Source organism: Candidatus Obscuribacterales bacterium, assembly GCA_019744775.1.
Taxonomy (GTDB): Bacteria; Cyanobacteriota; Vampirovibrionia; order Obscuribacterales; family Obscuribacteraceae; genus SBAT01.
This window is the reverse complement of sequence record JAIETZ010000001.1, coordinates 354,070-376,980: the sequence shown is the minus strand read 5'-3', so window position 1 is coordinate 376,980 and position 22,911 is coordinate 354,070. Positions and strand designations below refer to the sequence as shown.

The window sequence follows — 22,911 nt, the reverse complement described above, 5'->3', positions numbered from 1 at the left end:
CTCTTGCTCAGCTTCAAGAGTTGCCTATTTCTTGGCGACTCTTTCTTTGAATTCTTTACCGGCTGAGAAAGCTGGTACTTTCTTTGCTGGCACTTTGATTTTTTGGCCAGGCTTTTGCGGGTTGTTTGTTTCGCGTGCTTGGCGCTCACGACGCTCAAATGTACCGAAACCAACCAATGTTACGCGATCGCCTTTGGAGACGATTTCGGCAACTACATCGCAGAAAGCAGCAAGCATTTCTTCAACGGCTTTTTTGGTGTTATTTGTGCGGGCGGCTACTTCGGCAGCTAATTCTGCTTTGTTCACTGAGATTCCTCCTGTCCCTAAGGACTTCAAACGAGTAAAAACCACGTAAGAGGCTAGAATAGCGCACCCAGTGAGGCTTCGGCAAGGGTTCGCGCATAAAAAGTGCCACTTGATAAAGAATTGCAAATGCCCGAAAGCCTCACCCATTGCCAAGAAACAGCCTTTCGGGTGTATGACATTGCCTGGAAACCCTGATTCCGGCTTGATTTCGGGGTTTTTTGTATGAGGAAAATTTCTCGAAAGGGCCCTGTGAAAGTTTGGCAAAACTGGGAACAACTATAGTACCGGAAAAGGGAGTCCAAGCCGCTTGGGAACGCCAGCATTCTCCAAAGCATCTAGCACAAAAGACCTGGATTCATTTTCGATGGCCAAATTGGCTGCTCAACAAGCGGAGGAAAAAAAGGGAGCCGGCACCCTGGTTTTAGAAGTTGGGCAGATAACACCACTGGCCGATTTCTTTGTAATTACAGGAGGCGATTCGGTTAACCAGGTAAATGCAATTGCAGATGCAATCGTTGACGCTCTTGCAAAACTTGGACAATCACCTTTAGCAGTCGAAGGAAAAAAAGACGGTCGCTGGGTGTTGTTGGATTTTGGATCAATTATTGTGCACGTACTAAAGGAACAGGAAAGAAATTATTACAAGCTTGAACAGTTTTGGAATCAAGCACTTGTGGTGGATAGAAGTAGTTGGGAACGGTAAGACTCATCACGTGGTTTTTATATAATGAGCTTTAGAACAAGACTTCAAACGTTTTCTGAGACACGTCAAAAAATTCAAATTTGGTATGGCATGGGTTGCCACAATACCGTTACGGGGCGTGTTTTAAGCGTCGACCATGATCATATTGATCTTGAGACCTATTCGCATGAAAGTGACGGACAAATCCATGTCAGAAGACTGCTTGTTCCACTGCACCTGATTTTGCATATTGATATTACCTCAAGCGACCTTTTGGAAGAAGCCGAAGAGGACTTCAGCAAAGAAGATGCTCCGGCAAAGATTCAACCGACAAATATTATTGATTTGCCGGATGCACCCAAGGGTTATGCAGTAAAAGTTTTATCTCAGTTGAATGCTTCCTATTCCAATCGCTTCTCGCGAATGCGTTCCGGCCCGGGAGGCATTTATTTTGCCGTTGATGGAAGTGTTTGGTTTGTTGATCAATCAGGACACTTAACAGAATATGCTCGCATAAGAGGCAACAGTACAATTTCCGGATTGTGCTTCGATCGCAAAGGCGTTTTGTACGTGGCGACCATTCAAGGCACCGTATATAAGATCGATCCTAATAAATCTGGTCGAGTTCTCTCACAAGTTGATGGAGCGCTTACAGGCGGCGGCACATTCTTAGCTGACGTTGTGATCGGCACAAGAGAAGATGTTTTCGTATCGAATTTCCCATCTAATACAGGCGGCATATTTAAAATAGATCGCCTGGGTGAATATGAAGTTCTCGTGGGTGGTCCCGGCCATGGCACGCAAGGACTCTTAATTGATCCGGATGGTTTCCTCTGGGCTCTTGAACATGCAACAGGAGCCGTTGTTAAACGCTCGCTTGATGGCAGAGAGATTTCTCGCGTCACGGTTACCGAGCCGGAAAGCTTCAACTTTGCCGATGGTTATGACGGTAACCTTGCTATGGACAGTTTTGCCCGCATCTACGTAACAGCCGGTCGGGCAGGCGCTGTTTATAGAGTCAGCCGCGACGGTCGCGCTGAGACATTTTTATCAGGACTTATCAATCCGACAGGCATTGCTTTTGCCGGTGACGGCTCTTTATTCGTGCTTGAAGCCGGACGCTCGCGCGTCTTGCGTGTAGCCGCTTTGGATAAAGCAGACAGAACTGCTTCAGCTACAGCTTTGAGCTAGAGTGGAATTTATACTACTGTTGCTACGCCTGGTGCAGGAGTTGAGAAGGCAGTATCTTCTGCCTCGTCTTTGTACAGGGTCTCAATTGTTTTCTTGTACTTATCGCGCACTACGTTGCGGCGGATTTTCATTGAAGCAGTCAGTTCACCGCCATCAATGGAAAAGTCGTGCTTGAGTATGGCAAAGTTGCGAACTCTTTCGTAGTCGGCAAGCTTGTTTGAGCGTGCCTGAATTTCTTTGCGCAGGTATTTTTTCAATTCCGGCAAATTAGACAACTGTTCAAAGTTGACGAAATGCCAGCCATTGTTGCGACCGTAGTCGCTTATAGCTTGCTCGTCCAAAGTCAATAAAGCCACCAGTGTCTTTTTCTTGTCGCCGAAAATGACTGCCTGACTGACATGTGGGATTGTGCGCAGCATCGCTTCAATCTTTTGCGGGGCAATGTTTTTGCCTGATGAATTGACGATGATGTCCTTCTTGCGGTCGGTAATTTTTACATAGCCGTCAGCATCAAGTTGACCGATATCACCTGTCCTGAAATAACCTTCTTCGTCGAAGACTTCTTTGGTTGCTTCCTCAGCTCTGTAATAGCCTTTGAATACGGAGGCCCCTTTGGCAAGGATTTCGCCATCTTCGGCAAGTTTCAACTCGACACAAGGCAACGCTGTTCCTACTGTGCCTAGTTTTATTCTGTCGAAGCGGTTAACAGTCAAAGGTGCTGTTGTCTCTGTTAGACCATAACCTTCCAGTGTGGGGATGCCTAAGGCATTGAAGAATTCCAAGATTTCCTTAGTTGCCGGTGCTCCACCAGAGATAATGCAAGTCAGACGCGAGCCTATCTTCTCTTTGATCTTGGTTAATACCAGGCGCGTCGCAACATAGTGTTTAGCCTTCAGCATGAGACCTGGCTCTTGAGCGTTTGAGCGGTATTGAAGCATTTCTTTGCCGACGTTGATTGCCCATTCGGCCAGTGCTTTTTTGTTTTTGGGTGAAGCATCGATTCCGGCTTTTACCTTGTTGTAGATGCGTTCCAAAACGCGTGGCACAACAAGGACCATTGTCGGTTGTACTTCGGCGAGATTTTTGGACATGTGTTCAATGCCTTCAGCAAAGGAGTAAACCCCTCCTGACTGCATGCAATAAAACTCACCGCAAATGCGCTCAAATACATGTGAAAGCGGCAGGTAAGCTAAATAAACATCAGCAGCGCCTACTGGAATAATTACTTTGAGATCTTCCAGAATTGCGGCAATATTACCGTGGGTAATCATGGCACCTTTAGGTGTGCCGGTTGTGCCGGATGTGTAGATAACTGTGGCTAGATCGTCTGGACCGGTTGCTGCAATGCGCTCTTCGATAAGCGTTGGTTTTTCATCCTTTAACTGTCTGCCCAATTCCTGCAGCTCTTCTAAGCCAATCACTAAGGCTCTGTCTTCATCGGACAAATTCAAGTCCGATAGAGAGCGCCCGCGAGACGGTGCCGCCATAAGAATGACCTTTTTTAGGTTCGGTAGATTTTCTCGAATCGCCAGTGATCTTTTAAGCAAGCTTTCGTTGGCTACAAACAGAAACTGAGCTTCTGAATTATTGAGGATGAATTCAGCATCGGCATCCGAACAAGTTGGATAAAGCGGGATGGAGAATGCACCGTTGGAAATAATAGCCATATCGGCTGCCACCCACAAGTGCGAGGTTGGCGAAAATATAGCTGCTGAAGTTTTTGATTCAAGACCAAGGGAAGCAAGTCCGAAAGCCATTTCGTTGACCATGCGGGCAAAATCTGCCCAACTCGTGTCGCGGTAAGGACCTTTGCCCTCCTTAAAGCGAACAATAGGCAAGGCGCCTTGCGAGGCGGCCCGTTCGTAAAAAATGCTGGCAATATTCTGAGGCACGTTGATCCCTCTACTGGTGACATATGCATGGGGTTTTGACCCACAGGTATTATAGCCCCGTGACCTAGGGCCAAGATATACATGTTTGCCTGAATTAGTACAGGGTAATTTACAGCTTTTCGATTAAATGGCTATTGTGATAAAAATTTTAGTCGCATGCCGGCATAACTACCTTGGAAAGCTGACTTAAGTACTTACGGCACTTTGTGTAAGATTGGCGTTAACGAAGCTTGTCACCTCGTCAGCGACCTCATCAATAACAGGATCAAAGAGCAAGTCATGCCAGGCTTCTTTGAAGTGGCGTCTTTTCTTTGCCGGGGCAATAAGTGAATCAAACACTTTTGTCGAGACTTCGTTGTTGACGATGCGATCAACACCTGCTGTCAGCATAAGTACAGGTGCAGGAGAGGACTTTGCATTTTTACCGCTGTAGATAGTCAATTTCAAAAGACCGAGAAGCATCTTTGCCGGTAGCGAAAAACGACCATCAGGGTCTGTGTCCATAAAAGTACGTGCTGATTCCTCGCGAGCGACAAGGTCTGATCTATAGGGCAAGTCCACTAACGAATTTGGAGATAAAAGGGCTGTCGCCATGGCTTTTAAACGAAAGCCTAATTTGAAAGTTTCCGGATAACCGTCAAAACCCGGCGCAACAAGAATTATTCCTTGAGGGTTGAGTTTGGGGCCGCCGGCCATTGCCACGACTCCGCCCATGCTGTTACCCATGATGAAGATTGGCTTGTCCTTATGCTGATATCTTAGATGGTTGTAGACGAATTCTAAGTCGTTAAGCCATTGCTCATAACCTTGAAATTCCTGGGAGGCTCTTTTGCCAAAACCAACTTGATCGTAAGAGACGGCAAACAAGCCGCGGACTTTCAGGCGTCTGCCGATTGCTTCAAACCAACCACTGTGCGCACCCAGTCCGTGCACTAAAAGCACAATTGCCGGGCTGTCTGAAGCTGTTCCCCAGGTTCGTCCGGTAATTGGACCATCCTTATGGTTCAATTCGAAAAAGGAGCAAGTAGGTGTCAGGTTTATTTCAGGTTTCATAACAAAGCGTTATTATAACCAAATTTGGGAATCTAATTTCTGTGTATCCGTTAGCTGCCAAGAAAGCATATCTAAAAGGAGGATCTGTAGTCCTTATCGTTTTGCTATTGGCGGCGGTTCTATTTTTCCTTTATCAAAAGGCTCAAGATACCCCTTTAAACAAGGCTATCAAGGACATTCATGCCGGTAAAGCGGCAAGAGCTTTACCTATTCTGGAAGAACTTGCCAGAAATAATCCCGATGATCCGTCGCTTTTACCTTGGTTGGCGCAGGGATATCTAAGTTGCGATCGTATTGCCGAAGGACGTACTGCACTGGATACCGCTCTGCATTTGCATCTGCCTGCTTACAAGTTGGCTCCGATGATCTTGGCATTTTCGGAATACTACAAACGGCATAATGACTATGCCGAAGCCGGCAAATTATTTGATCTTTTAGGTGCTGATGCTCAAACCGACAATGAGTTGGCTGATGCGCGCGGAGAACTTTATATAAGTTGGGCTCATGCCGAGGCGGTAAGAGGCGACATGCAACGTGCTGTGGAAAGATTGGAAACCGTGCTTAAGCTTGAGCCGAATCTCAAAGAGCAAAGAAAAAACCTTATCAATAGGCGACTGGGGGAGTACCTTCGAGAGCTTGCAGCGAATGCCGAATTGAAAGATCAAGATATGGATAAAGCCGTCGCTCTTCTCAATAGATCACTTGAGGCTGAAGACGATCCGGTAACACACATGGATTTAGCGACCATTTACGTTCGTCAGAAGAAGTGGGATTTGGCTGTAGATAATTACAGGCATGTGGTGGCAACTGATCCCAATAACCTAGAGGCACGGCACCGTCTTGTGGAGCTGTATGTACTTCGCAAGGATTACGAAAAGGCTAGAGACGCCTTAATTGAATTGACCGCGCAAGAAGGAAGTGTGGAAAATTTCCAATTGCTAGCGGCACTGCAATTGAAGTTGAACAACAAAGCAGGAGCAGTTCGAGCCTTAGAAGATGCTTGTGCGATGCGTGACAATGATTTGCATCTATTGTCGAAGTTGAAAGAAGTGCTTTTGTCTTGGAGCCATGAGTTAAGTCAACAAGGCAAAGTGGATGAAGCAGCTTCAGTAAAAGGGCATGCTGAGCGCGTAGGCGAAATGATTGCTCTTGTTCTAAAAGCCCAAGGAAAAAAAGAACCTGCTGAGTTCTTAAATGATCCGCAAGGACCAAAAGTTGCCCTTTTGAGTTCACGCATCTGGCTTGCCCGAGGAAGCTTGACGCCGGAAGGGGAAGTCAATATCAAAAACATAAGCGCTAATCCCGCTTCCGATCTAAGTTTGAGTGTTGTATTTTTCGATAAGACAACCAGGCGTTCCTGTGGAGCAGTCAGCTTGCCTGTAGCAACTGTGAATTCCCCGCCGATGCCCTCTCAGACTGAGCGCACTTTGTATTTCTCCTGTCCGACAACGGTAGCTCCTGATCATCAGTTGGTTGTCCTCATCAGTTGGCATGGGCATGTTTTAAAAGAGTTGCCTGTAGTTAAGTATCGCTGACAGAGCTGGTAGACTTGGCAGTTAAAGGAGCGATATGACAGAGACAGAGTCTTGCCGGCATGAATACGTAAAAATCATCCAGCGTCGCTTGAAGGGATTGGAAAGACGCCTGGTTGCTACTCGTGCATATTTGCCTGTAGGTTTTAAACAAGCAGATTTAGCGCACTTATCTGAAGGCAGCTTTTGCTTTTGCACTAAGTGTCGAGCGCGGCTTTATCCCAGGCGCACTCAAGCAGAAAAATTAAAGGCACGCATTGCCGCTCAGGAAGCAAAGATGGCGCAATTAGAAACAAGCGAATCGCCTTTAGATAACGAGACGACTCAAGTAATTGATGTTGAAGAGTTGGAGTTGGAAGCTACAGAAGTTGCAGATATAAATACAGATGGAATCCCTGTTGATGAGCCGGTAGAATCATTAGACGCACTAAGCGATGAGGACTTATGACAAACATCTTTCGTGTAATTGCCAGACTTGTTCAGTTGTTACTATTTTTGCCACCTGTTTTGGTTGTTTTTCGCTATATACGCTGGTACTTGAAAGACGCCCAAGAACCGGAACTTGAATGAGCCGATACTTCGGTCGTGTAATGCGAGCGCTGATTGTTAGCTGCCTGGGCTTTGGCGGTGGCATTGGTTTGCTTGTAATGATCATTGCTTTGGTTTTTAAGGGCGATCCTCATGCTTTTCAATATGGCATTAATGCCGGACTTGCTATCGGCAGTGTATTTGCAGTTTTACTTTTAGGCGTTCTACTACCGATGGATTTAACCGCGCACATGTTTGCCGGTAAAAATTACTATGCAGAAATTTGGGAGCTTGAACAAAGGCGCGATATAGAGCTTACCGGCACCTTGCATGAAGTTATTACGCGTTGCCGCCTTGCTTTGTTGAGCGTGCCTTATGTAATGGCTGTTTCTGATGATGTTGCGAAAAGTACAATCACAGCAAAAATTGGTTCAAGTTGGCGATCGTCAGGCGAGGAGATGCGTGTAAAGATCGAGCCCAAGACTGGCAACGATAAATGTTGGCTGGTTACTTGTATAAGCAGGTCTGAATCCGATACTGTACTTTTCGACTACGCGAAAAACTGCGACAACGTCGAGTCCTGGCTGAATTCCCTGGAAAAGCCCAACCCAGCCTGATTTGAAGCCTTCTGTCCGAAGTTAACATTGAAATGTCAAGCTGCAAATATGAGCGCGGTCTCATCTCTGCTAGAATGGTTCTATTAACGCTTTTTAAGGATGAAAAGCCAATGCGCATAAATCGTAAGCGGGCCTTTGTGGCTGCCAGTTTTTTGTCGGCTACTATTTTTGCTCTCAATAGTCCGGCTATTTTTGCTCACCATGGTCACGATCATGGACCATCACCAACGCCTGCACCGGCTCCGCCGCCGCCTCCTCCAGCTCCTGTAATGAGTCTGCCGGCTATGCAAGCTCCGGCTCCTATCAATCCGGCAGTGACGTTGTTTACCAACATAATAAATAACGCGGCGAATTCTGCGCGTTTGCCGGTGACGATGCCTCCTAATGGTGTCATGCTGCCAACTGACGCCACGGGTATTGGCGGAGGCTTAGGTCGCGCTCAAGGACTTGGTAATAATGTTGTAGCGCCAGGACAAGGCGAAGGACTTTCCTTCAAAGAAGCCATGAAAATGGTCGAGCGTGATAAGCGCTATGACTTTGGTCGTGAGTGGACAACATTTACGGCTGAAGAATTAGTCGCCGACAACGATGGCATTGTTGATAATGAGCCTATTCGTCCGGTGATTGAACAATTGCATATGGGAAAAGTTGTGCATACTGCTAGGACTGTACCTGCCAAAGGCAAAGAGCCCGCATTCATGCCGACAAGCAATGCGCATATACATAAAGTTGGACCGGATGAGTTGGAACTTGCTGATGGCGCTGTTTTGCTGCGTGCCGGCAATCGTCCTTTTTATGTCACTACAAATGTAGGTGGCCAGAAAATTCGCACACGCATTCACGGCAATGTTTTGTCTCTTGTTTCAACGATGGACAACAGACTGACAATTGCCAATCTGACAGATCTTTGTTGTGGTGCCTGTACCGCCTATGTGCCGGGTGCTAAACCCGGTCAATTTCATTCCGTATACGTAAGTATTGGTGAAATTGCCGAAGTTCGCCCGGCAGAAGAAAAAGAATCTAAGACTTTGCCTATTGCCACCAAAATGCTTTCTTCTCATAAGTTGGCTGACGGTATGCAAATGCAAGTATTCCCCTATCACTTCTTCAGCTTGTTCAAGCGCTATAACATTGCTCAAGCCTTGCCCAAAGAAGACTTAGCTAAAGTGCTTAAGACGCAAGCTGCCAAAGTGCAAGCAAGCGGTCACTGGTAGAACAAATGCGGGTGTAGCTCAGTTGGTAGAGCGATAGCTTCCCAAGCTATAGGTCGCGAGTTCGAGACTCGTCGCCCGCTTTTTGTTGAGAATCCAACTTTTCATCAAAGGTTGTTTTAGTTATGCGAAAATAAGCCGAGTGATTGAGGTTATAAGAGGAGAACTCTATGTTTAGCTGGGATCAAATGTCAATTGATGAAAAGAGAGCTTGCATTGCCGGTACATGGCTTGTTGAAGACTTACGCGATGCCATTAATGTCGACGAAGAATCTGACGTAGATGAACTCGATGCTGCTGTTGGAAATGCCATTGTGCGCTTGGTGCGTGCTTTCAAAGGTCAAACTGATGCCGATCTTGACGAAGCCGTCAGAGAAGTGGATGCTCAGCCGGCTGAGTGCTCTAACTAAACCAAATCAATCAACGTCGACGCTGAGCCTCTTTGTATCAAGATCTACACCAGGTTTTAATTTAAAGAGGCCTTTAGCTGTGCGTTCGTTTGGGATGATATCGGACCGGCTTACTGAAGATTGCAGCAATTCCCAATTCTTTAATTCTTTTGGATAGTAATAGAATGCGTACCAAGCTCGCCACCACGGGCTAAATCCGTTTTGCAATTCAGCAACTGCTTCATTACGCTGCCAGTGCTGTACTGCAAGTCGATATAGAGCAACATAAAAACCTGTCCTGTCTGCACCAATTGTGCAGGTTAAGTAGACAGGTTGGTTTTTGGGATCTTCAATAATGGCTAAAAACTGATCCCATTCTTTTTCTCTTGGGGCAATGAAAACGCCACTGGGAATATGCGCCCACTTAATGCCCATTTCCTTAGCCATTTTTTCGCTGTCTTTGTGGGGATTGAGACGCACGTTGACGATCGTTTTTATGCCTAATTTTTTCAATTCGACAAGACGCTTTTTGTTTACGTACGGTCCTCGATAGAGACCATCAGATACCTTTTCTATTTGGCAGCCCGTCAAGACGAGAACTGCTATACAGGTGGTTACAGTAAGTAGCGTTTGTTGGATCATAGCCGGCTCCCTTCCATAGACATAATGGCCGAAGGAGAAAGCGCTTAAGAGCGCTTCAAGGCGTTAAATGTTCCCAGAACCTACCATTGAATAGCAAATTGTTCGTAGCATCTCATGATGAACTCTTCGTGGCTATCCGGATCAATAACCAATTGAGCGGTGTCGGAAATTTTGTCGCGCAATGTAATTAGAGCTTCTACTTGTTCTAAATCTTTAATAGCTATGCCGTTTTGAAAAGGCTGAAGACATTTAGGGCTTACATAAACTATGCCCGGCACATCTTTGGGTTCCGGTTGTCCTATTGCTCGCGCGCGGAAATTACAAATATGCAAAATGTTAGGCTCGGATGATTTTCTTTTCTTGCGATGATAAAAAAGTGGTGCCGGCAGTTCTTCCAATCGTGCTTCACTTATGTAGCCTAATTCGTCCTGCATGTAAGTGACAGGTGAATGTAAAAGGCTTACCGTGCAGCCAATTGCTTCTGCGGCTTCACGCAGCGCACAATCGATAAAGCTTTCGTCTATTTCTTGACCGCCACCTATGCCACCAAGTGGAATTTGCAGAACGCCATTTACTTCGCGCCAGCGGTTTTCATCACCAAGACTGAAGAGAAGCTTTTTGCCTTTGCTTATTATGACGCCGGCACACATAGGCTCCTGAAAGGGAGACTTAAAGGAGGGCGTTGTCTTTTGATCGTAGTCTGCTGTTGTTACCATGACAACGATTGTATGACGCAACGGGTTTTGGAACAACGGCTTTAGCCGGGAAAAATCCCACTCAGACTAGCCTTTGTGGGCGCATCTGGGCGGTTTTTACTAAGTGGGGCGTATTAGAGACCCATGAAGTCGGGGCCGGAGCCTTGTTCTGTTGGTTTGACGCGCAGGTTGACTTCGGGGCAGACTATTTCGCAAGTGCGGCAGTGGACGCAGTTTTCCAGCGACATGCCGTGGCGGCGAACGTCTGCAATGATGTCAATTCTGTGCACTTCTGCCGTGCAATCAGCTACGCATGGCGTGGTTTTTCCTAAGCCTTCGTATTTCCCGATGCACTTTACGCAAACGTCGGCATTGAATTCATCAATATGTTGATTGCCTTCGTGGTATTTGGTTGATGCGTAAAACACAGCATCAGGGCGCGAATAGATTGTTGCCTTGTCGTAAGGCGGCTCATCATATTTAGGTGTGACATAGTCAGGAATGATGTGCTGGTAGTCAGGCTTGTATTTAATTGGGCCGATGTCTTTCATGCCTTCAATTAGAGAAAGCGATTTTATGCCGTCGCCAATTGCCCGGAATGGATTTTTTAAGCCAATCTGCAGCATGCCCATAAACGGAGATGAGTTGTCGATTGATTTGGCAATTGTCGGCACATAGTCCGACAAGAGTCTCGGGTTTTCCATGAAAGCCCAACGGAAATATCTGTCGTTGTACGACTCTTTGATGACAAAAGAGTCTGTTAGTCTTTGCTGATAGGCAGCGAGTGCTTCTTCGCTCAAATCACCTTTGACCAGGGCATCATGGAGGACTTCCGCTGCTACATAGCCGCATTCCATAGAGCGGTCGATACCGGCCAAGTGTTTTACATCAAGAACGCCTAAAGCATCACCTAACAATAGTGCTCCTGGTACAGCAAACTTCTTGGGCAAGCTGTAATAGCCGCCTTCCGGTAAAAGCGCTGCGCCATACTTGAGTAATTTGCCGCCTTTGATCATTGATTGAATCCAGGGATGCTTTTTATACTCTTGCAATTTCTGCTGCGGGTTCATATTCGGGTCATGGCTATCGAGGCTGATAACCATGCCTATAGTAATTTTGTTGTCCTTCATGCCGTAGACAAAGCCGCCACCAAAGGTGCCGTCTAAAAGCGGCCAACCAAGCGTGTGCCAGACTTTGCCTTCATATGACTCATTGCATTGCCAGACTTCCTTAACGCCGACCGACCAGATTTGCGGACAGTCGCGCAGTTTGTAGTGGTCAATTACATCGCGGGAAATAAAACCCTTATCGCCAAATGTGGTGAATTTGCCGTAGACGTAATCCTCTTCGGATTTTGGATTTTCGGTAACGGCAACACCTGCTACGCGTCCATCTTCAAAGACTACTTTGTGAGCAGCAAAGCCGGTGAATAAGTCAACCGTGACATTTGGTACTTCTTTAGCCTTTTCTTGCACTTGCATGGCCATCCAGCCGGTGACATAGCTCAAGGTCAAAACTAAATAGCCTGTTTTATCCAAAGACTTTGGATAGGCAAAAGACGGCATGTCCCATTTTTTGTTTGTGCCGAGCACTGAGAAATTGCTCTCTGTGCAAGTAGCTTCAATTGGGAAGCCGATTTCTTTATAGTTTGGCCAAATCTTTTGCAAAACGTGGGGATTGGACACAGCTCCACTCATTACATGGCTGCCGAATTCCTTGCCCTTTTCCAAAATACAAATGGAAAGTTCTTTGCCGCTTGCTTTGGCTAAGTCCAGAAGATGATAGGCAAGGGTCAAATTGGAAGGCGATCCGCCAACGAGGAGGACATCATACTCAATGCGTGTGGACAACGGTCTTTTCTCCCTTGGTAGTTAATTTCTCCTTGAACTGTCTTATCAGTTCAGGAACGATTTGGTAAACATCACCGACTATGCCGTGATGAGCAAACTTGAAAATTGGCGCATCAGGGTCTTTGTTGATGGCAATTATCGTGCCCGATTTGGACATGCCGACTCTGTGCTGAATGGCTCCTGATATACCGCAAGCTATGTAGACTTTGGGACGCACGGTTTTGCCTGTTTGTCCTACTTGATGCTCATAGGGTATCCAGCCTAAGTCAACTACTTTACGTGAAGCGCCGACTGCTGAATTTTCAAAGCATTTAGCCAGCTCATGCATAAGCTCAAAACCTTCTTTTGAACCTAAACCATAACCACCCGCGACAATTACGTCAGCTTCTGCCAGGCGCACGCCTTTGGATACTTCGCGCACTGTTTCTGCCACAACTAAACGCAAGTCTTCTTTTTGCAGTTTAACTGGAATGTTTACGATCTTGCCTATGCGATTAGCGTCTGGTGCAAGTGGTGTCATTTGACCAGGACGCGTTGTAGCCATCTGCGGGTTTTTCCACGGTCCTAAAATACGTGCCTTCAAGCTTTCGCCAAAACTTGGACGAATGGCATAGAGACAGCCTTCATATAAACCGACTTTGCTTGGGTCAACTTTGCTTTTGTGCTCGTAAGGACCGATATCTAATTCAGTGCAGTCAGCTGTTAGCCCTGTCTCGAAGTTGGCGGCAATACGGGGAGCCAAGTCGCGTCCTGTAGTAGTTGAGCCTAAAAGGACAATATGCGGTGGTAATTTAAAAGTCTCCAGCAAATCACAAACAACGCGTCTGTAGGAAAGTGTTCTGTAATCTTGCAATTCCGGATCGTCTGCTACATAGACTGTATCTGCGCCGTATTCAATGAGCTTTTGGGGAATATCGCCTAGATTGTGACCAATAATAACCGTGGACAATTTGCCGCCCAATTTGTCTGCTAAGTAGCGACCGGCACCAAGCAATTCCAAAGTGACAGGCTGCAATTCACCGAGAATTTGCTCGGCAATGACTAACACTTCTCCATCTGATGGTGGAGCTAAATTAACTGACTCGCTCATGCCACCAAGAACTCCTTAAGATTGCTTTTTTCAATAAGCTCGCCGACCAGCTCATCTGGTGCGTGCCCTTCGTACATGGAGCAATTGCCACCCAATTCGCCGACCTTTTCTGTCGCGGCAACAATTGTCGGTGAACCCTTAAGACCACAGCGTTCCGGGTCTGCTTGAATTATGTCCAGATCGACAGTGCGGATGTATTTGCCTAATTCTTCCGGGTTGCGTTGCAGTTGCTGAACGCGCCAAGCCCCTCTAAATGACTTATAGGCAAGCGGGTGGTAGGAGTTGGCGACAGTAATTAATGCCGGTGTAACACAGTCGACAAATTGCACGCCGCCTTCAATTATTCGTCTGGCATGCAAACGACCATCATCTAAGTGGAAGTCTTCGCAGTAAGTAACTTGCGGCAAGGAGAGTCGTTCTGCAAGTTGCGGGCCGACTTGGGCAGTGTCGCCGTCTGTTGTTTGCAGTCCGCAGAAAATAAGGTCAAACTTGCCGACATGCGTCACTGTTTTGAAAAGCGCGTAAGCCGTGGCTAAGGTGTCGGAAGCAGCCAAGCGTCTGTCGGAAAGCAAATAGCCCCGGTCGACGCCATGTTCAAGGGCTTCTAAAAGGATTTCCACGGCCGGTGGTGGTCCCATAGATATGGCCGTTACGCGCCCACCGTATGTGCGCTTAACATGTAAGGCGGCCTGCAATGCATAGCGGTCAAATGGATTGAGCATGCGTTTTGCTTTAGCTCGATCAATTGTTCCGTCCGGATTAAGACCGGCTTTTGAACCCTGATCCGGTACTTGTTTTATAAGGACAAAGATTTCGTATGGCCCAGCCATGGTGATACCCAAAACTTTCGCGCTAGATTTGCATATAGTTTAGATCTAATTACCTTGTTGATAATTGTTCTTTCCATTTAACTAAGGTTCATCTGCAATAAGCCATTCAGAGTAGAATGACAACAGCGTGCGCGCAACTCATTATTCGACCTTGGCGAGAGGATAAGCAATATGTTAAGAGCTCTTTTGGTCACCATCTGCTTGGCAGGGCTCGCTCCGCTTGGTTACTGCCAGGATGCAGTCCCAGTTGCAGGACAGATGCCGCCAGCTGAAGGTGCAAACTGGCAAGAAACTTTAGAGATGCCTGAGGCAACGCCTCAAATGTACGAAGAGTCTTATGGCAATGGCTACGTTATGGATGGATCGCCTGCCTTGGCTGCCAATATGACCAGGCTTACCTGGCAGCACGATTTGCGCACAAGTCTCAGCAAGGCCAAGCGTGAACAAAAATTAGTCTTAATTGATGTCTATACCGATTGGTGCGGCTGGTGCAAAAGACTGGATAGAGATGTTTACTCAAATGCCAGAATTGCCCAATATGTCGACAGCCAGTTTGTGCCGTTGAAAATGGACGCAGAAGACGGTGGCGAAGGGCAAGAGTTTGCTCGCAAGCACGAAATACGTGGGTATCCCTGTACCGTAGTTCTTGATAGCAATGGTCAAGTAAAAGGCATGTTCTACGGCTATCGCAAGCCTAATGAATTTCCTGCCGAATTAGCCAAAGCTGCCGGCTTGCAACCAAATACACCAATGTAACTATGTAGCTTAAGCCTAGCTAAGCCGCGGTCACAGTAAGTGGTCTGTGGCATAATTTGTCGTCTGTCAATTGCAAAGTAAGGTGTAGAAATGGTTCAGGAAGTAGCATCTGTAGAAGTTTCCGAGAAAAGCCAATTTACCGGCAAAGATATGTTGCTGGGCAAAAAAGGCGTTGTCTTTGGAGTAGCAAACGATCACAGCATTGCTTGGGCATGTGCCAAGCTGGCTTGTGAGCAAGGAGCTTCTCTGGCATTCAATTATCAAGGCGAAGTACTTGAAAGAAGAGTCCGTCCGTTGGCGGAGTCGGTAAAGGCAAAAATTATCGAACCATGCGATCTTTCAGACGACAAAGCAATTGAAGAATTCTTTGCCAAAGTCAAAAAAGAATTCGGCACAATTGATTTTGTAATTCACGCTGTCGCATTTGCTAATAAGGAAGACTTGGAAGGGCACTATGTCGACACCAAGCGTACAGGTTTCCAAAAAGCTCTTGATGTAAGCGCTTTTACAATGACCGCAGTTGCTCGCGAAGCAGCCAAACTTATGCCAAATGGCGGTAGCCTCATCACAATGACCTATTACGGCGCCGACAAAGTATTGCCGAACTACAACGTTATGGGTGTAGCAAAAGCAGCACTTGAATCAAGCGTGCGTTATTTGGCAGCCGATCTTGGTGAAAAGAATATTCGCGTCAACGCCATCTCAGCTGGTCCTGTAAGAACACTCGCTGCTATGGGTATTGCCGGGTTCCGCGACATGCTCAAGTTTGTAGCATCGCGCGCTCCTTTGAAGCGTAACGTAACAGCTGAAGAAGTCGGCAAGACTGCACTCTATCTCTTGAGCGATCTTTCCTCAGGTGTTACCGGCGAGACAATATTTGTTGACTGCGGCTACAACATCATGGCTATGTAACTGAAGTTACTTAGTCTGCCGCATTCATAAATTCAATTGCATACATGCCGTTGCCGGCTTCGTTAATGAACTGGCGGGCAAGCAGTCTTATGGTTTCCGAATTATTGAAATCAGGTAGGCTGTTACTTGCCATCCTGGACATCAGATAGCGAATGATGCGCAGTCCAGCTGAAGATTTTGACGTGATTGCCTGGACTATTGACTCTTCGGCCATGGCGTTCAAAAGAGTAGCCGGAGCCCCGCTCACAGATGGACTCTGAAGCGGCGGGCGGAAATCTAAACCAAAACTATCGGGATCGAAGTTCAATTCACTAGCCTTTTCTCAGCCATGAATTTAGGCGTTGTTGGCATGCTTGGCAACTTAAGAAAAGCTAACAAATTGAAATTGCAATTCTAGTAAAGTTCTCTTGTATTTCTTTTGGAAACATTGCCATGAAGTGCTTAGTCAAAGAAGACGTCAATAAGGACGGCTTGTCCTTTAAGAGCAGCTACAAGGAGCCTGAGCTAGGCTTCGATGAAGTCAAAATCAAAGTCTTATCAACGGCTGTTTGCGGTACCGACAAAAGCATTTATAACAGCGGCAAGTCAGAAGGCATAAGGCGCGAGATGCAGCGCTATTTAGCCCCCGGCCAAACTTTTAAGCCGATGGTCATAGGCCATGAATTCTGCGGCATTATCGAAGAAGTGGGCGCATCTGTCACCAAAGGTGAATGGCAGAATTTGCCGGATCATTTGCGCTTACAAAAAGGCGACTATGTAACAGCCGAAATGCACTTAGGATGCGGGCGTTGCTACCAATGTCGCACAGGCAACGAACACATTTGCACATCTTTCAAAGTGAAGGGTCTGCATTTGGATGGCTGCTTTGCCGAATCCGTTGTTGTGCCGCAACACAATGTAATTATGCTGGGCAAAAAGGGCGATACATCTAAAATTCCGCCGCGCATTGGCGCCATGCTTGATGCTTTCGGTAATGCCGTGCATACCGTTGAAGAAGCAGATGTAAGAGGCAAGTCTGTAGCCATTCTAGGAGCAGGACCACTGGGTCTAATGGCTGTTTTTCTCTGCAAAGCTTTTGGTGCTACGCGCATTTATTTGACAGAAGCTACTGATATCGAACGTCGATTTGCTCTCGGGCAAGAATTTGGTGCTGATCTTTGCTTTGATGTTGCCTCAGGTGGCAGCGAACTTTATACAGCCGTTGAGAAATGGGAAAAACAAGCCAATGGCGTAGATGTTGTATTAGAAATGTCCGGTTCGCCTACTGCGTATCAAGACGCTTTCAAGATAGTACGTAACGGCGGCAAAGTTGTGCTTCTAGGTATACCGCGCCAGCCACTGAGCAATTTCGACATTGCTAATGGTGTTATCTGGAAAGGTGTTACCGTCCAAGGAATTTTTGGACGCAAGATGTTCTCCACATGGGAAACACTTCTGCGCCTTTTGAATTCTGACAAATTCGATATGCGCTCACAACTAGGAAAACTTGTTGCTGAGCGTCAGTACAAACTTTCAGAATTTGAAGAGGCATTTGATGCTTTAACCAAAGGCTCGGAAATGAAACTTGTCTTTCAGCCATCGGCAGAGTATGCACCATCTTTTGTCCCGAACCAAATAAACAATCTGGCATTTACACCATAAGTAAGAAATAGGAGCTTTCATGACCGCGCAAACAAAGTCAGCAGTATCACTCAATCAAGAGACTTTATACAAAGCCCTTGGTGCCGATTTGGAAAAGGTCAAGGAAGCAAGGACTTACAAAATTGAAGTGCCAATTGAGGACGAACAAGGCGGTGAAGTAACCGTTAACGGTCGCCGCGTCGTGATGCTTGCTTCCAATAACTATTTGGGCTTGGCCAATCACCCGCGCATTAGAGAAGCCGCTCGCAAGGGACTTGATAAATATGGCTTCGGCATGGCATCTGTGCGTTTTATCTGTGGAACACAAACAATCCACAAACGATTGGAAGAAAAGCTGGCGGCGTTTCTAGGTGTGGAAGATGCCATTTTGCACTCGTCATGCTTTGCTGCCAACGAAGCATTTTTTACAGCGCTTTTCTCAGGCGATCTAGGCATGACCAATTATCGCGATGTAATTTACAGCGATAAACTAAACCATGCAAGCATCATTGATGGCGTGCGCTTGAGCCGAATTGCCGTTAAAACAACTGATGCAAGACCATACGAACACAATGATATTAATGGTCTGACCGCCATGCTTGAAGAAGACGCAAGCAAAGACTATCGCATAAAAGTTATTGCCACTGATGGCGTATTCAGCATGGAAGGCGATGTAGCGCCATTGCCTGAACTCATTGCCCTGTCTCAGAAATACGGCGCACTTCTATTTGTTGATGACTCACACTCAACAGGTGTGCTTGGCACAACTGGTCGCGGTACAGCTGAACACCAAGGCGTATTTGGACAAATTGATGTCTACACAGGTACTTTAGGGAAAGCCTTGGGCGGAGCAGCCGGCGGCTATATTGCCGGTAAAAAGGAATTGATTGATTATCTGAGACAAAAATCTCGTCCATACACATTTTCAAATACAGTTCCACCACCAATTGTTGCTGCTGCGATTGAAGCTATTAATCTATTGCAAGAAGACAATAGCTTGGTTGCCAAATCACGTGAGAGCACCGCCTATTTCCGCAAAGAAATAGTGCGTTTGGGCTTCACGATATTGCCAGGAGATCATCCAATTGTGCCTGTAATGCTTGGTGAAGCGGCAGTTGCACAAGATATGAGCCGAGTGCTTTTAGATGAAGGCGTCTATGTACGTGGTCTCTGGTACCCGGTTGTACCAAAAGGCGAAGCCAGACTACGTGTACAGATTTCCGCAGCGCACACAAAAGAACAATTGGACCGCGCGTTGGCTGCCTTCCAAAAAGTCGGCAAAAAACTTTCTGTCATTTAAGTATCTCTGAGAAAATCTTTGCTCAACAGGAAAACCGGTAGATTCAATGTTACTGCACCTCGGGTAGCCAGGTGGTGGAGACGCCCGGGTGTTCCACCAACACTAAATGAGGCGGCAGATCTTTTTGCTGCGTCTGGTATCAAAGTGTATTCAGCCAATGAGAAATGGATCGAATGCGAATTTGACCCTGACCGCATTTGGCAGGTTCTTAGTGGATTGCCGTCAAATCCAAAGTACCTGAGGCATTACGAGAATCAATATAAAAGGTGGAAAGAAAAGAACGCCGGTCAATTGAATTCGAAAGAACCAAGCTAAAAGAACCCACCTAAGTAGTTCGGAATCTGCCGGTCTGCCACCTGCGTGCTCGCAATGCGGCAATCGGTGGCGATCAGTCCATTTTCCTATTCAGCACAGATCTAGGAGGCCTTTTCAAGCATGGGGGTCGCGGCCGAATTCGTTTCACATTAACCGCTGGGGCTTATCTTTTGTTTTGATGTTTTTCTTGTACGTACATTGTACGTACAAGAAAAAGTAGAAAAAGCAAGATATACTCCGGACAGAAAGTAGTTGGAGCGAGAAGTTTGTGCTTGACAGCTAGGGCTTGGAATTAGTCGAAGGGTCAAAGATGTCGAGATAGCGAAGTCGAGACGCTAGAATGACAAAGTCGAGATGTGAGAATGACGAAGTGAGGGCGGAGTGCTGTAAGACGTATGCCATCGACAATGGATGATTAGCTGGAGGAGATTACTTTGGCTCGATTGAGAAAAGAACGGATAGGCTTAAGAGTTACCGAAGAGCAGAAGGCTCTTATTGAACAAGCAGCTCTTATTAAGCAGAAGACAGTTTCTAGTTTCATCATGGAAGCGGCATTCGTGCGAGCCCAAAAGGTTATTCGTCAATATTCGGATGTTTATTTAACCAATACCGATTGGCGATTACTGCGCCAAGCTTTAGAAGGTACCAGACCGGGTCCATCTGTCAGAAAGATTTTGAATAGGAAAGCCTATCCGGCAATTGATAGACAACTTTAGAGTATATTGAAGTAGGATGATAGCTAATGAGCTTAAGTAGAAATCCAAATTTAGGGCTTTTGAGTAAATCTGTCGAAGACAGCTCACAGGGCTGGCAGCTTAATTTGGGTAAGTCTGTAATTGATTTGAATTATCCACGTCAAGAAAGCTGGTGGACAGGCAAGCCACCTCTTTTTGGCCAGTGTCCGGGAGTTTGTCCCAATGGCAAAATGAAGGCGCTGCCTATTCCTAATTTGAAAACTTGCACAAGACAAGAAGTACTCGATTACTTCGATAATGGTTGGACACTGACAGAAGTGCTCTTTTCATCACTATTAGGAGAAGAGGCTTTCTACAGACCGCCGTATCATGGGCTCAGACATCCGCTGGTGTTTTATTATGGGCATCCTGCCTCACTTTATATAAACAAATTGCAAGTAAGCGGTCTAATCGCTGAGCCTATTAACTCCTACTACGAAAGACTGTTTGAAACAGGTGTTGATGAGATGTCGTGGGACGACATGTCTAAAAATGAAATTGAATGGCCTTCAATTGATCAAATGTGGCAATACAGAAAAGAAGTCTATAAGACGGTTGTGCATGTCATTGCAACAAATGAAGGGCTAAATCCAGGTCATGACTTGATTAATCAAGATAGTCCATTGTGGGCATTATTTATGGGCTTTGAACATGAGCGCATTCATTTTGAGACTTCATCTGTTCTAGTTAGAGAATTGCCTGTGCATCTCGTGCATAAACCTCAGCAGTGGCCCGACTTTCATGAAAGTTATGAGGCTGAAGGCTACGAAAGACAATTTCCGGCAAATGAATTTATTGATGTGCCCTTTGCTTCAGTCGACATCGGTAAGCCGAAAGATTGGCCGACTTATGGTTGGGACAACGAGTATGGTAAGCGCAGTGTCAACGTCCACCAATTTAAGGCAACCAAGCATCTAATAAGCAATGGAGAATTCTGGCAATTCGTTGCCGATGGTGGCTATACCGATGAACAATACTGGTCGGCAGAAGGCTGGCAGTGGCGTGTTTTTCGCAACGCCAAGTGGCCGACCTTTTGGTATCAAAATGGTCCATCAGGTTCACATGATTATCTCTTGCGCACAATATTTGAGCTTGTGCCTATGCAATGGTCATGGCCGGCAATAGTCAATTACCACGAGGCGCATGCTTATGCCAATTGGCTTGGACTAAAGGACAAAACGAAAGTGCCTTATAGGCTAATAACTGAAGCCGAACATCATCGTTTGCGTGAGCTTGTAGGTATTGATGACAAAGATGAGCATTTAGCAATTGCTCCGTTACACAACACCAATTTGCATTACGGCTCAGAGTCATCCGTTAATGCGCTTGATGCTTTTGGACTTGCTTGTAGTGATGTTTTTGGTAATGTCTGGCAATGGCTGGAAGACGATTTCAATCCATTGCCTGGCTTCAAGGTGCATCGTTATTACGATGATTTCAGCACGCCTTGCTTTGATGGTGAGCATAAGATGATCATGGGTGGCTCCTTTGTCAGCCTGGGTGATGAAGATACGCCTTGGGCGCGTTTTCATTTTCGCCCGCACTTTTTCCAGCACGCGGGATTCCGTCTTGCATATTGTCCGGATGGCGACGACGGTTCAGTGCAGCATGTTGAAAATGCCAATACGGTTTCCAGCCAATATGAAACACAGATGCTTGTTGATCAATACATGCTCTTGCATTTTGGAGACGATGATGACCAAATGCCGTTTGGACTAGGACCTAAGACAGCTTTGAATTTCCCAAAACGTTGTGCTGACCTTTTAGCGACGTGGACTGACAAGTTGGCTATTTCTCACGACAAGGTCTTAGACATTGGTTGTGCAGTTGGCGGTTCGGCATTTGCTTTGGCTCGCAGTTTTAAACATGTCGAGGCAATTGATTTAAGCGAAGCCTTTATTGACACTGCAAAAATTCTGCAGAGTGAGGGGCATTACGCTTATCGCGTGCTGGCAGAGGGCGAGCTATATGAACAAAGAACTGCCCAAGTAGAAAAAGACAAGGTTCGTAATATCAATTTCAGGCGTGCGGATGCCTGCTCTTTGCCGCCTGAATATGTTGACTTTGATGCTGTTCTCATAGCTAATGTCCTTTGTCGTCTGCCTAGCCCAAGTGCTTTGCTTTCGCGCATGGCAGGCGAACTTGCAGTTGTGCGCAAAGGCGGACTGCTTATGCTCACAACTCCATTTACATGGATGGAGCAATTTACACCGAAAGATGTCTGGTTGGGTGGCTATTACGATGAGAAGGGCGACGCCAAGCTTTCAGAAGAAGCATTAAAAGAAGCGCTCTCAGAAAATTTTGAACTTGTGCATAGAGAAGACATGCCGCTTCTAATACGAGAGCACAAGAGAAAGTATCAATACATTGTGTCTCTGGCAACCATTTGGCGTCGCAAATGAAGTTGTTGCTGTGTTGCATACGTTTTCTAGCTGGGACAGATTCGGACATGATTTGGCTTAAGCCCGGCTTGTTTACGATGGGAGCAAACGAGAAGTCTTTACCGGAACGGAAGTAACTAGTCACGAGTTCTCGCGCTTTGTTAAAGCTACAGGCTGCAAGACAATTAAAGATGGCTTTGTGACAAGTTCTCCTATAGCCAATTTTAAGCCCAATGGCTATGGCTTACTGGCAATTCAGAGGTGTTGTGGCAAAAAATCCTCAAGGTTCTCAAACAAGTCTTGATCCCGATGAACCTAACACACCTAAAAGAGTGCAAAAAGGCGGCTCATATCTTTGCACCGATCTGATGTAGGCTTTCGCTGT

The 22,911-nt window shown here is 46.3% G+C and carries 22 protein-coding genes and 1 tRNA gene; 14 read left to right on the top strand and 9 right to left on the bottom strand.

Annotated elements, in window-relative coordinates; all coding sequences use genetic code 11:
• Positions 1-24: 24 nt before the first annotated feature.
• Entirely contained in the window at positions 25-306 is a 282-nt protein-coding gene (locus tag K2Y22_01570; GenBank protein ID MBX9877122.1) for an HU family DNA-binding protein, read from the bottom strand.
• Positions 307-670: 364 nt separating this feature from the next.
• Between K2Y22_01570 and rsfS the strand changes: the two genes are divergently transcribed.
• On the top strand, positions 671-1,009 hold the full coding sequence (rsfS, locus tag K2Y22_01565) for a ribosome silencing factor (protein MBX9877121.1): 339 nt from the start codon (positions 671-673) through the stop codon (positions 1,007-1,009).
• A 24-nt stretch (positions 1,010-1,033) separates the two neighbouring features.
• The gene (locus K2Y22_01560) at positions 1,034-2,179 is read left to right on the top strand and encodes a hypothetical protein (protein MBX9877120.1); all 1,146 of its coding nucleotides are present in this window, start codon (positions 1,034-1,036) and stop codon (positions 2,177-2,179) included.
• 8 nt (positions 2,180-2,187) lie between these two features.
• Here K2Y22_01560 and K2Y22_01555 read toward each other — a convergent pair whose 3' ends face one another.
• Together K2Y22_01555 and K2Y22_01550 are read right to left on the bottom strand one after the other, a co-directional pair.
• Complete coding sequence (locus tag K2Y22_01555; GenBank protein ID MBX9877119.1) at positions 2,188-4,071, bottom strand: long-chain fatty acid--CoA ligase; 1,884 nt, start codon at positions 4,069-4,071, stop codon at positions 2,188-2,190.
• A gap of 186 nt (positions 4,072-4,257) precedes the next feature.
• Positions 4,258-5,124 (bottom strand): lysophospholipase, encoded by an 867-nt coding sequence (locus tag K2Y22_01550; GenBank protein MBX9877118.1) that lies wholly within the window; start codon positions 5,122-5,124, stop codon positions 4,258-4,260.
• Positions 5,125-5,165: 41 nt separating this feature from the next.
• Between K2Y22_01550 and K2Y22_01545 the strand changes: the two genes are divergently transcribed.
• From K2Y22_01545 to K2Y22_01520, 6 genes are all read left to right on the top strand, one after another.
• Positions 5,166-6,659, top strand: a complete 1,494-nt coding sequence (locus K2Y22_01545; GenBank protein MBX9877117.1) for a tetratricopeptide repeat protein — start codon at positions 5,166-5,168, stop codon at positions 6,657-6,659.
• Between the two features lie 34 nt (positions 6,660-6,693).
• Positions 6,694-7,104 (top strand): hypothetical protein, encoded by a 411-nt coding sequence (locus K2Y22_01540; protein ID MBX9877116.1) that lies wholly within the window; start codon positions 6,694-6,696, stop codon positions 7,102-7,104.
• Between the two features lie 118 nt (positions 7,105-7,222).
• A complete protein-coding gene (locus tag K2Y22_01535) occupies positions 7,223-7,801 on the top strand; it encodes a hypothetical protein (GenBank protein MBX9877115.1) in 579 nt (192 codons plus the stop codon).
• A 110-nt stretch (positions 7,802-7,911) separates the two neighbouring features.
• The gene (locus K2Y22_01530) at positions 7,912-9,015 is read left to right on the top strand and encodes a hypothetical protein (GenBank protein MBX9877114.1); all 1,104 of its coding nucleotides are present in this window, start codon (positions 7,912-7,914) and stop codon (positions 9,013-9,015) included.
• A 7-nt stretch (positions 9,016-9,022) separates the two neighbouring features.
• A tRNA-Gly gene (locus K2Y22_01525) sits at positions 9,023-9,095 on the top strand.
• 87 nt (positions 9,096-9,182) lie between these two features.
• On the top strand, positions 9,183-9,422 hold the full coding sequence (locus tag K2Y22_01520; protein ID MBX9877113.1) for a hypothetical protein: 240 nt from the start codon (positions 9,183-9,185) through the stop codon (positions 9,420-9,422).
• 6 nt (positions 9,423-9,428) lie between these two features.
• On the opposite strand, the gene K2Y22_01515 is transcribed toward K2Y22_01520, so the two are convergent.
• From K2Y22_01515 to K2Y22_01495, 5 genes are all read right to left on the bottom strand, one after another.
• Positions 9,429-10,043: a tyrosine-protein phosphatase gene (locus K2Y22_01515; protein ID MBX9877112.1), complete on the bottom strand. Its 615-nt coding sequence runs from the start codon at positions 10,041-10,043 to the stop codon at positions 9,429-9,431.
• Between the two features lie 80 nt (positions 10,044-10,123).
• Complete coding sequence (locus tag K2Y22_01510) at positions 10,124-10,759, bottom strand: NUDIX hydrolase (GenBank protein MBX9877111.1); 636 nt, start codon at positions 10,757-10,759, stop codon at positions 10,124-10,126.
• A 113-nt stretch (positions 10,760-10,872) separates the two neighbouring features.
• Entirely contained in the window at positions 10,873-12,588 is a 1,716-nt protein-coding gene (locus tag K2Y22_01505; GenBank protein MBX9877110.1) for an electron transfer flavoprotein-ubiquinone oxidoreductase, read from the bottom strand.
• Complete coding sequence (locus tag K2Y22_01500; GenBank protein MBX9877109.1) at positions 12,572-13,678, bottom strand: electron transfer flavoprotein subunit alpha/FixB family protein; 1,107 nt, start codon at positions 13,676-13,678, stop codon at positions 12,572-12,574. The genes K2Y22_01505 and K2Y22_01500 overlap by 17 nt, the downstream gene beginning before the upstream one ends.
• On the bottom strand, positions 13,675-14,508 hold the full coding sequence (locus tag K2Y22_01495; protein MBX9877108.1) for an electron transfer flavoprotein subunit beta/FixA family protein: 834 nt from the start codon (positions 14,506-14,508) through the stop codon (positions 13,675-13,677). The genes K2Y22_01500 and K2Y22_01495 overlap by 4 nt, the downstream gene beginning before the upstream one ends.
• 171 nt (positions 14,509-14,679) lie before the next feature.
• Here K2Y22_01495 and K2Y22_01490 point away from each other — a divergent pair, with 171 nt between their 5' ends.
• Together K2Y22_01490 and K2Y22_01485 are read left to right on the top strand one after the other, a co-directional pair.
• Positions 14,680-15,264 (top strand): thioredoxin family protein, encoded by a 585-nt coding sequence (locus K2Y22_01490; GenBank protein ID MBX9877107.1) that lies wholly within the window; start codon positions 14,680-14,682, stop codon positions 15,262-15,264.
• A gap of 90 nt (positions 15,265-15,354) precedes the next feature.
• On the top strand, positions 15,355-16,176 hold the full coding sequence (locus K2Y22_01485) for an enoyl-ACP reductase (protein ID MBX9877106.1): 822 nt from the start codon (positions 15,355-15,357) through the stop codon (positions 16,174-16,176).
• Between the two features lie 10 nt (positions 16,177-16,186).
• Here the strand turns inward: K2Y22_01485 and K2Y22_01480 are convergent, their stop codons facing one another.
• Positions 16,187-16,483: a hypothetical protein gene (locus K2Y22_01480; GenBank protein MBX9877105.1), complete on the bottom strand. Its 297-nt coding sequence runs from the start codon at positions 16,481-16,483 to the stop codon at positions 16,187-16,189.
• A 125-nt stretch (positions 16,484-16,608) separates the two neighbouring features.
• On the opposite strand from K2Y22_01480, the gene K2Y22_01475 reads away from it, so the two are divergent.
• The 4 genes from K2Y22_01475 (at position 16,609) to ovoA (ending at position 22,547) form a co-directional block, all read left to right on the top strand.
• Positions 16,609-17,817 carry an alcohol dehydrogenase catalytic domain-containing protein gene (locus tag K2Y22_01475; GenBank protein ID MBX9877104.1) on the top strand — a complete coding sequence of 403 codons (1,209 nt, stop codon included), beginning with the start codon at positions 16,609-16,611 and terminating at the stop codon, positions 17,815-17,817.
• 19 nt (positions 17,818-17,836) lie between these two features.
• Positions 17,837-19,096, top strand: a complete 1,260-nt coding sequence (locus K2Y22_01470) for a glycine C-acetyltransferase (protein ID MBX9877103.1) — start codon at positions 17,837-17,839, stop codon at positions 19,094-19,096.
• Positions 19,097-19,845: 749 nt separating this feature from the next.
• Positions 19,846-20,127, top strand: a complete 282-nt coding sequence (locus K2Y22_01465; GenBank protein MBX9877102.1) for a DUF1778 domain-containing protein — start codon at positions 19,846-19,848, stop codon at positions 20,125-20,127.
• Between the two features lie 26 nt (positions 20,128-20,153).
• Positions 20,154-22,547, top strand: a complete 2,394-nt coding sequence (gene ovoA, locus K2Y22_01460) for a 5-histidylcysteine sulfoxide synthase (GenBank protein ID MBX9877101.1) — start codon at positions 20,154-20,156, stop codon at positions 22,545-22,547.
• The last annotated feature ends 364 nt before the right edge of the window (positions 22,548-22,911 follow it).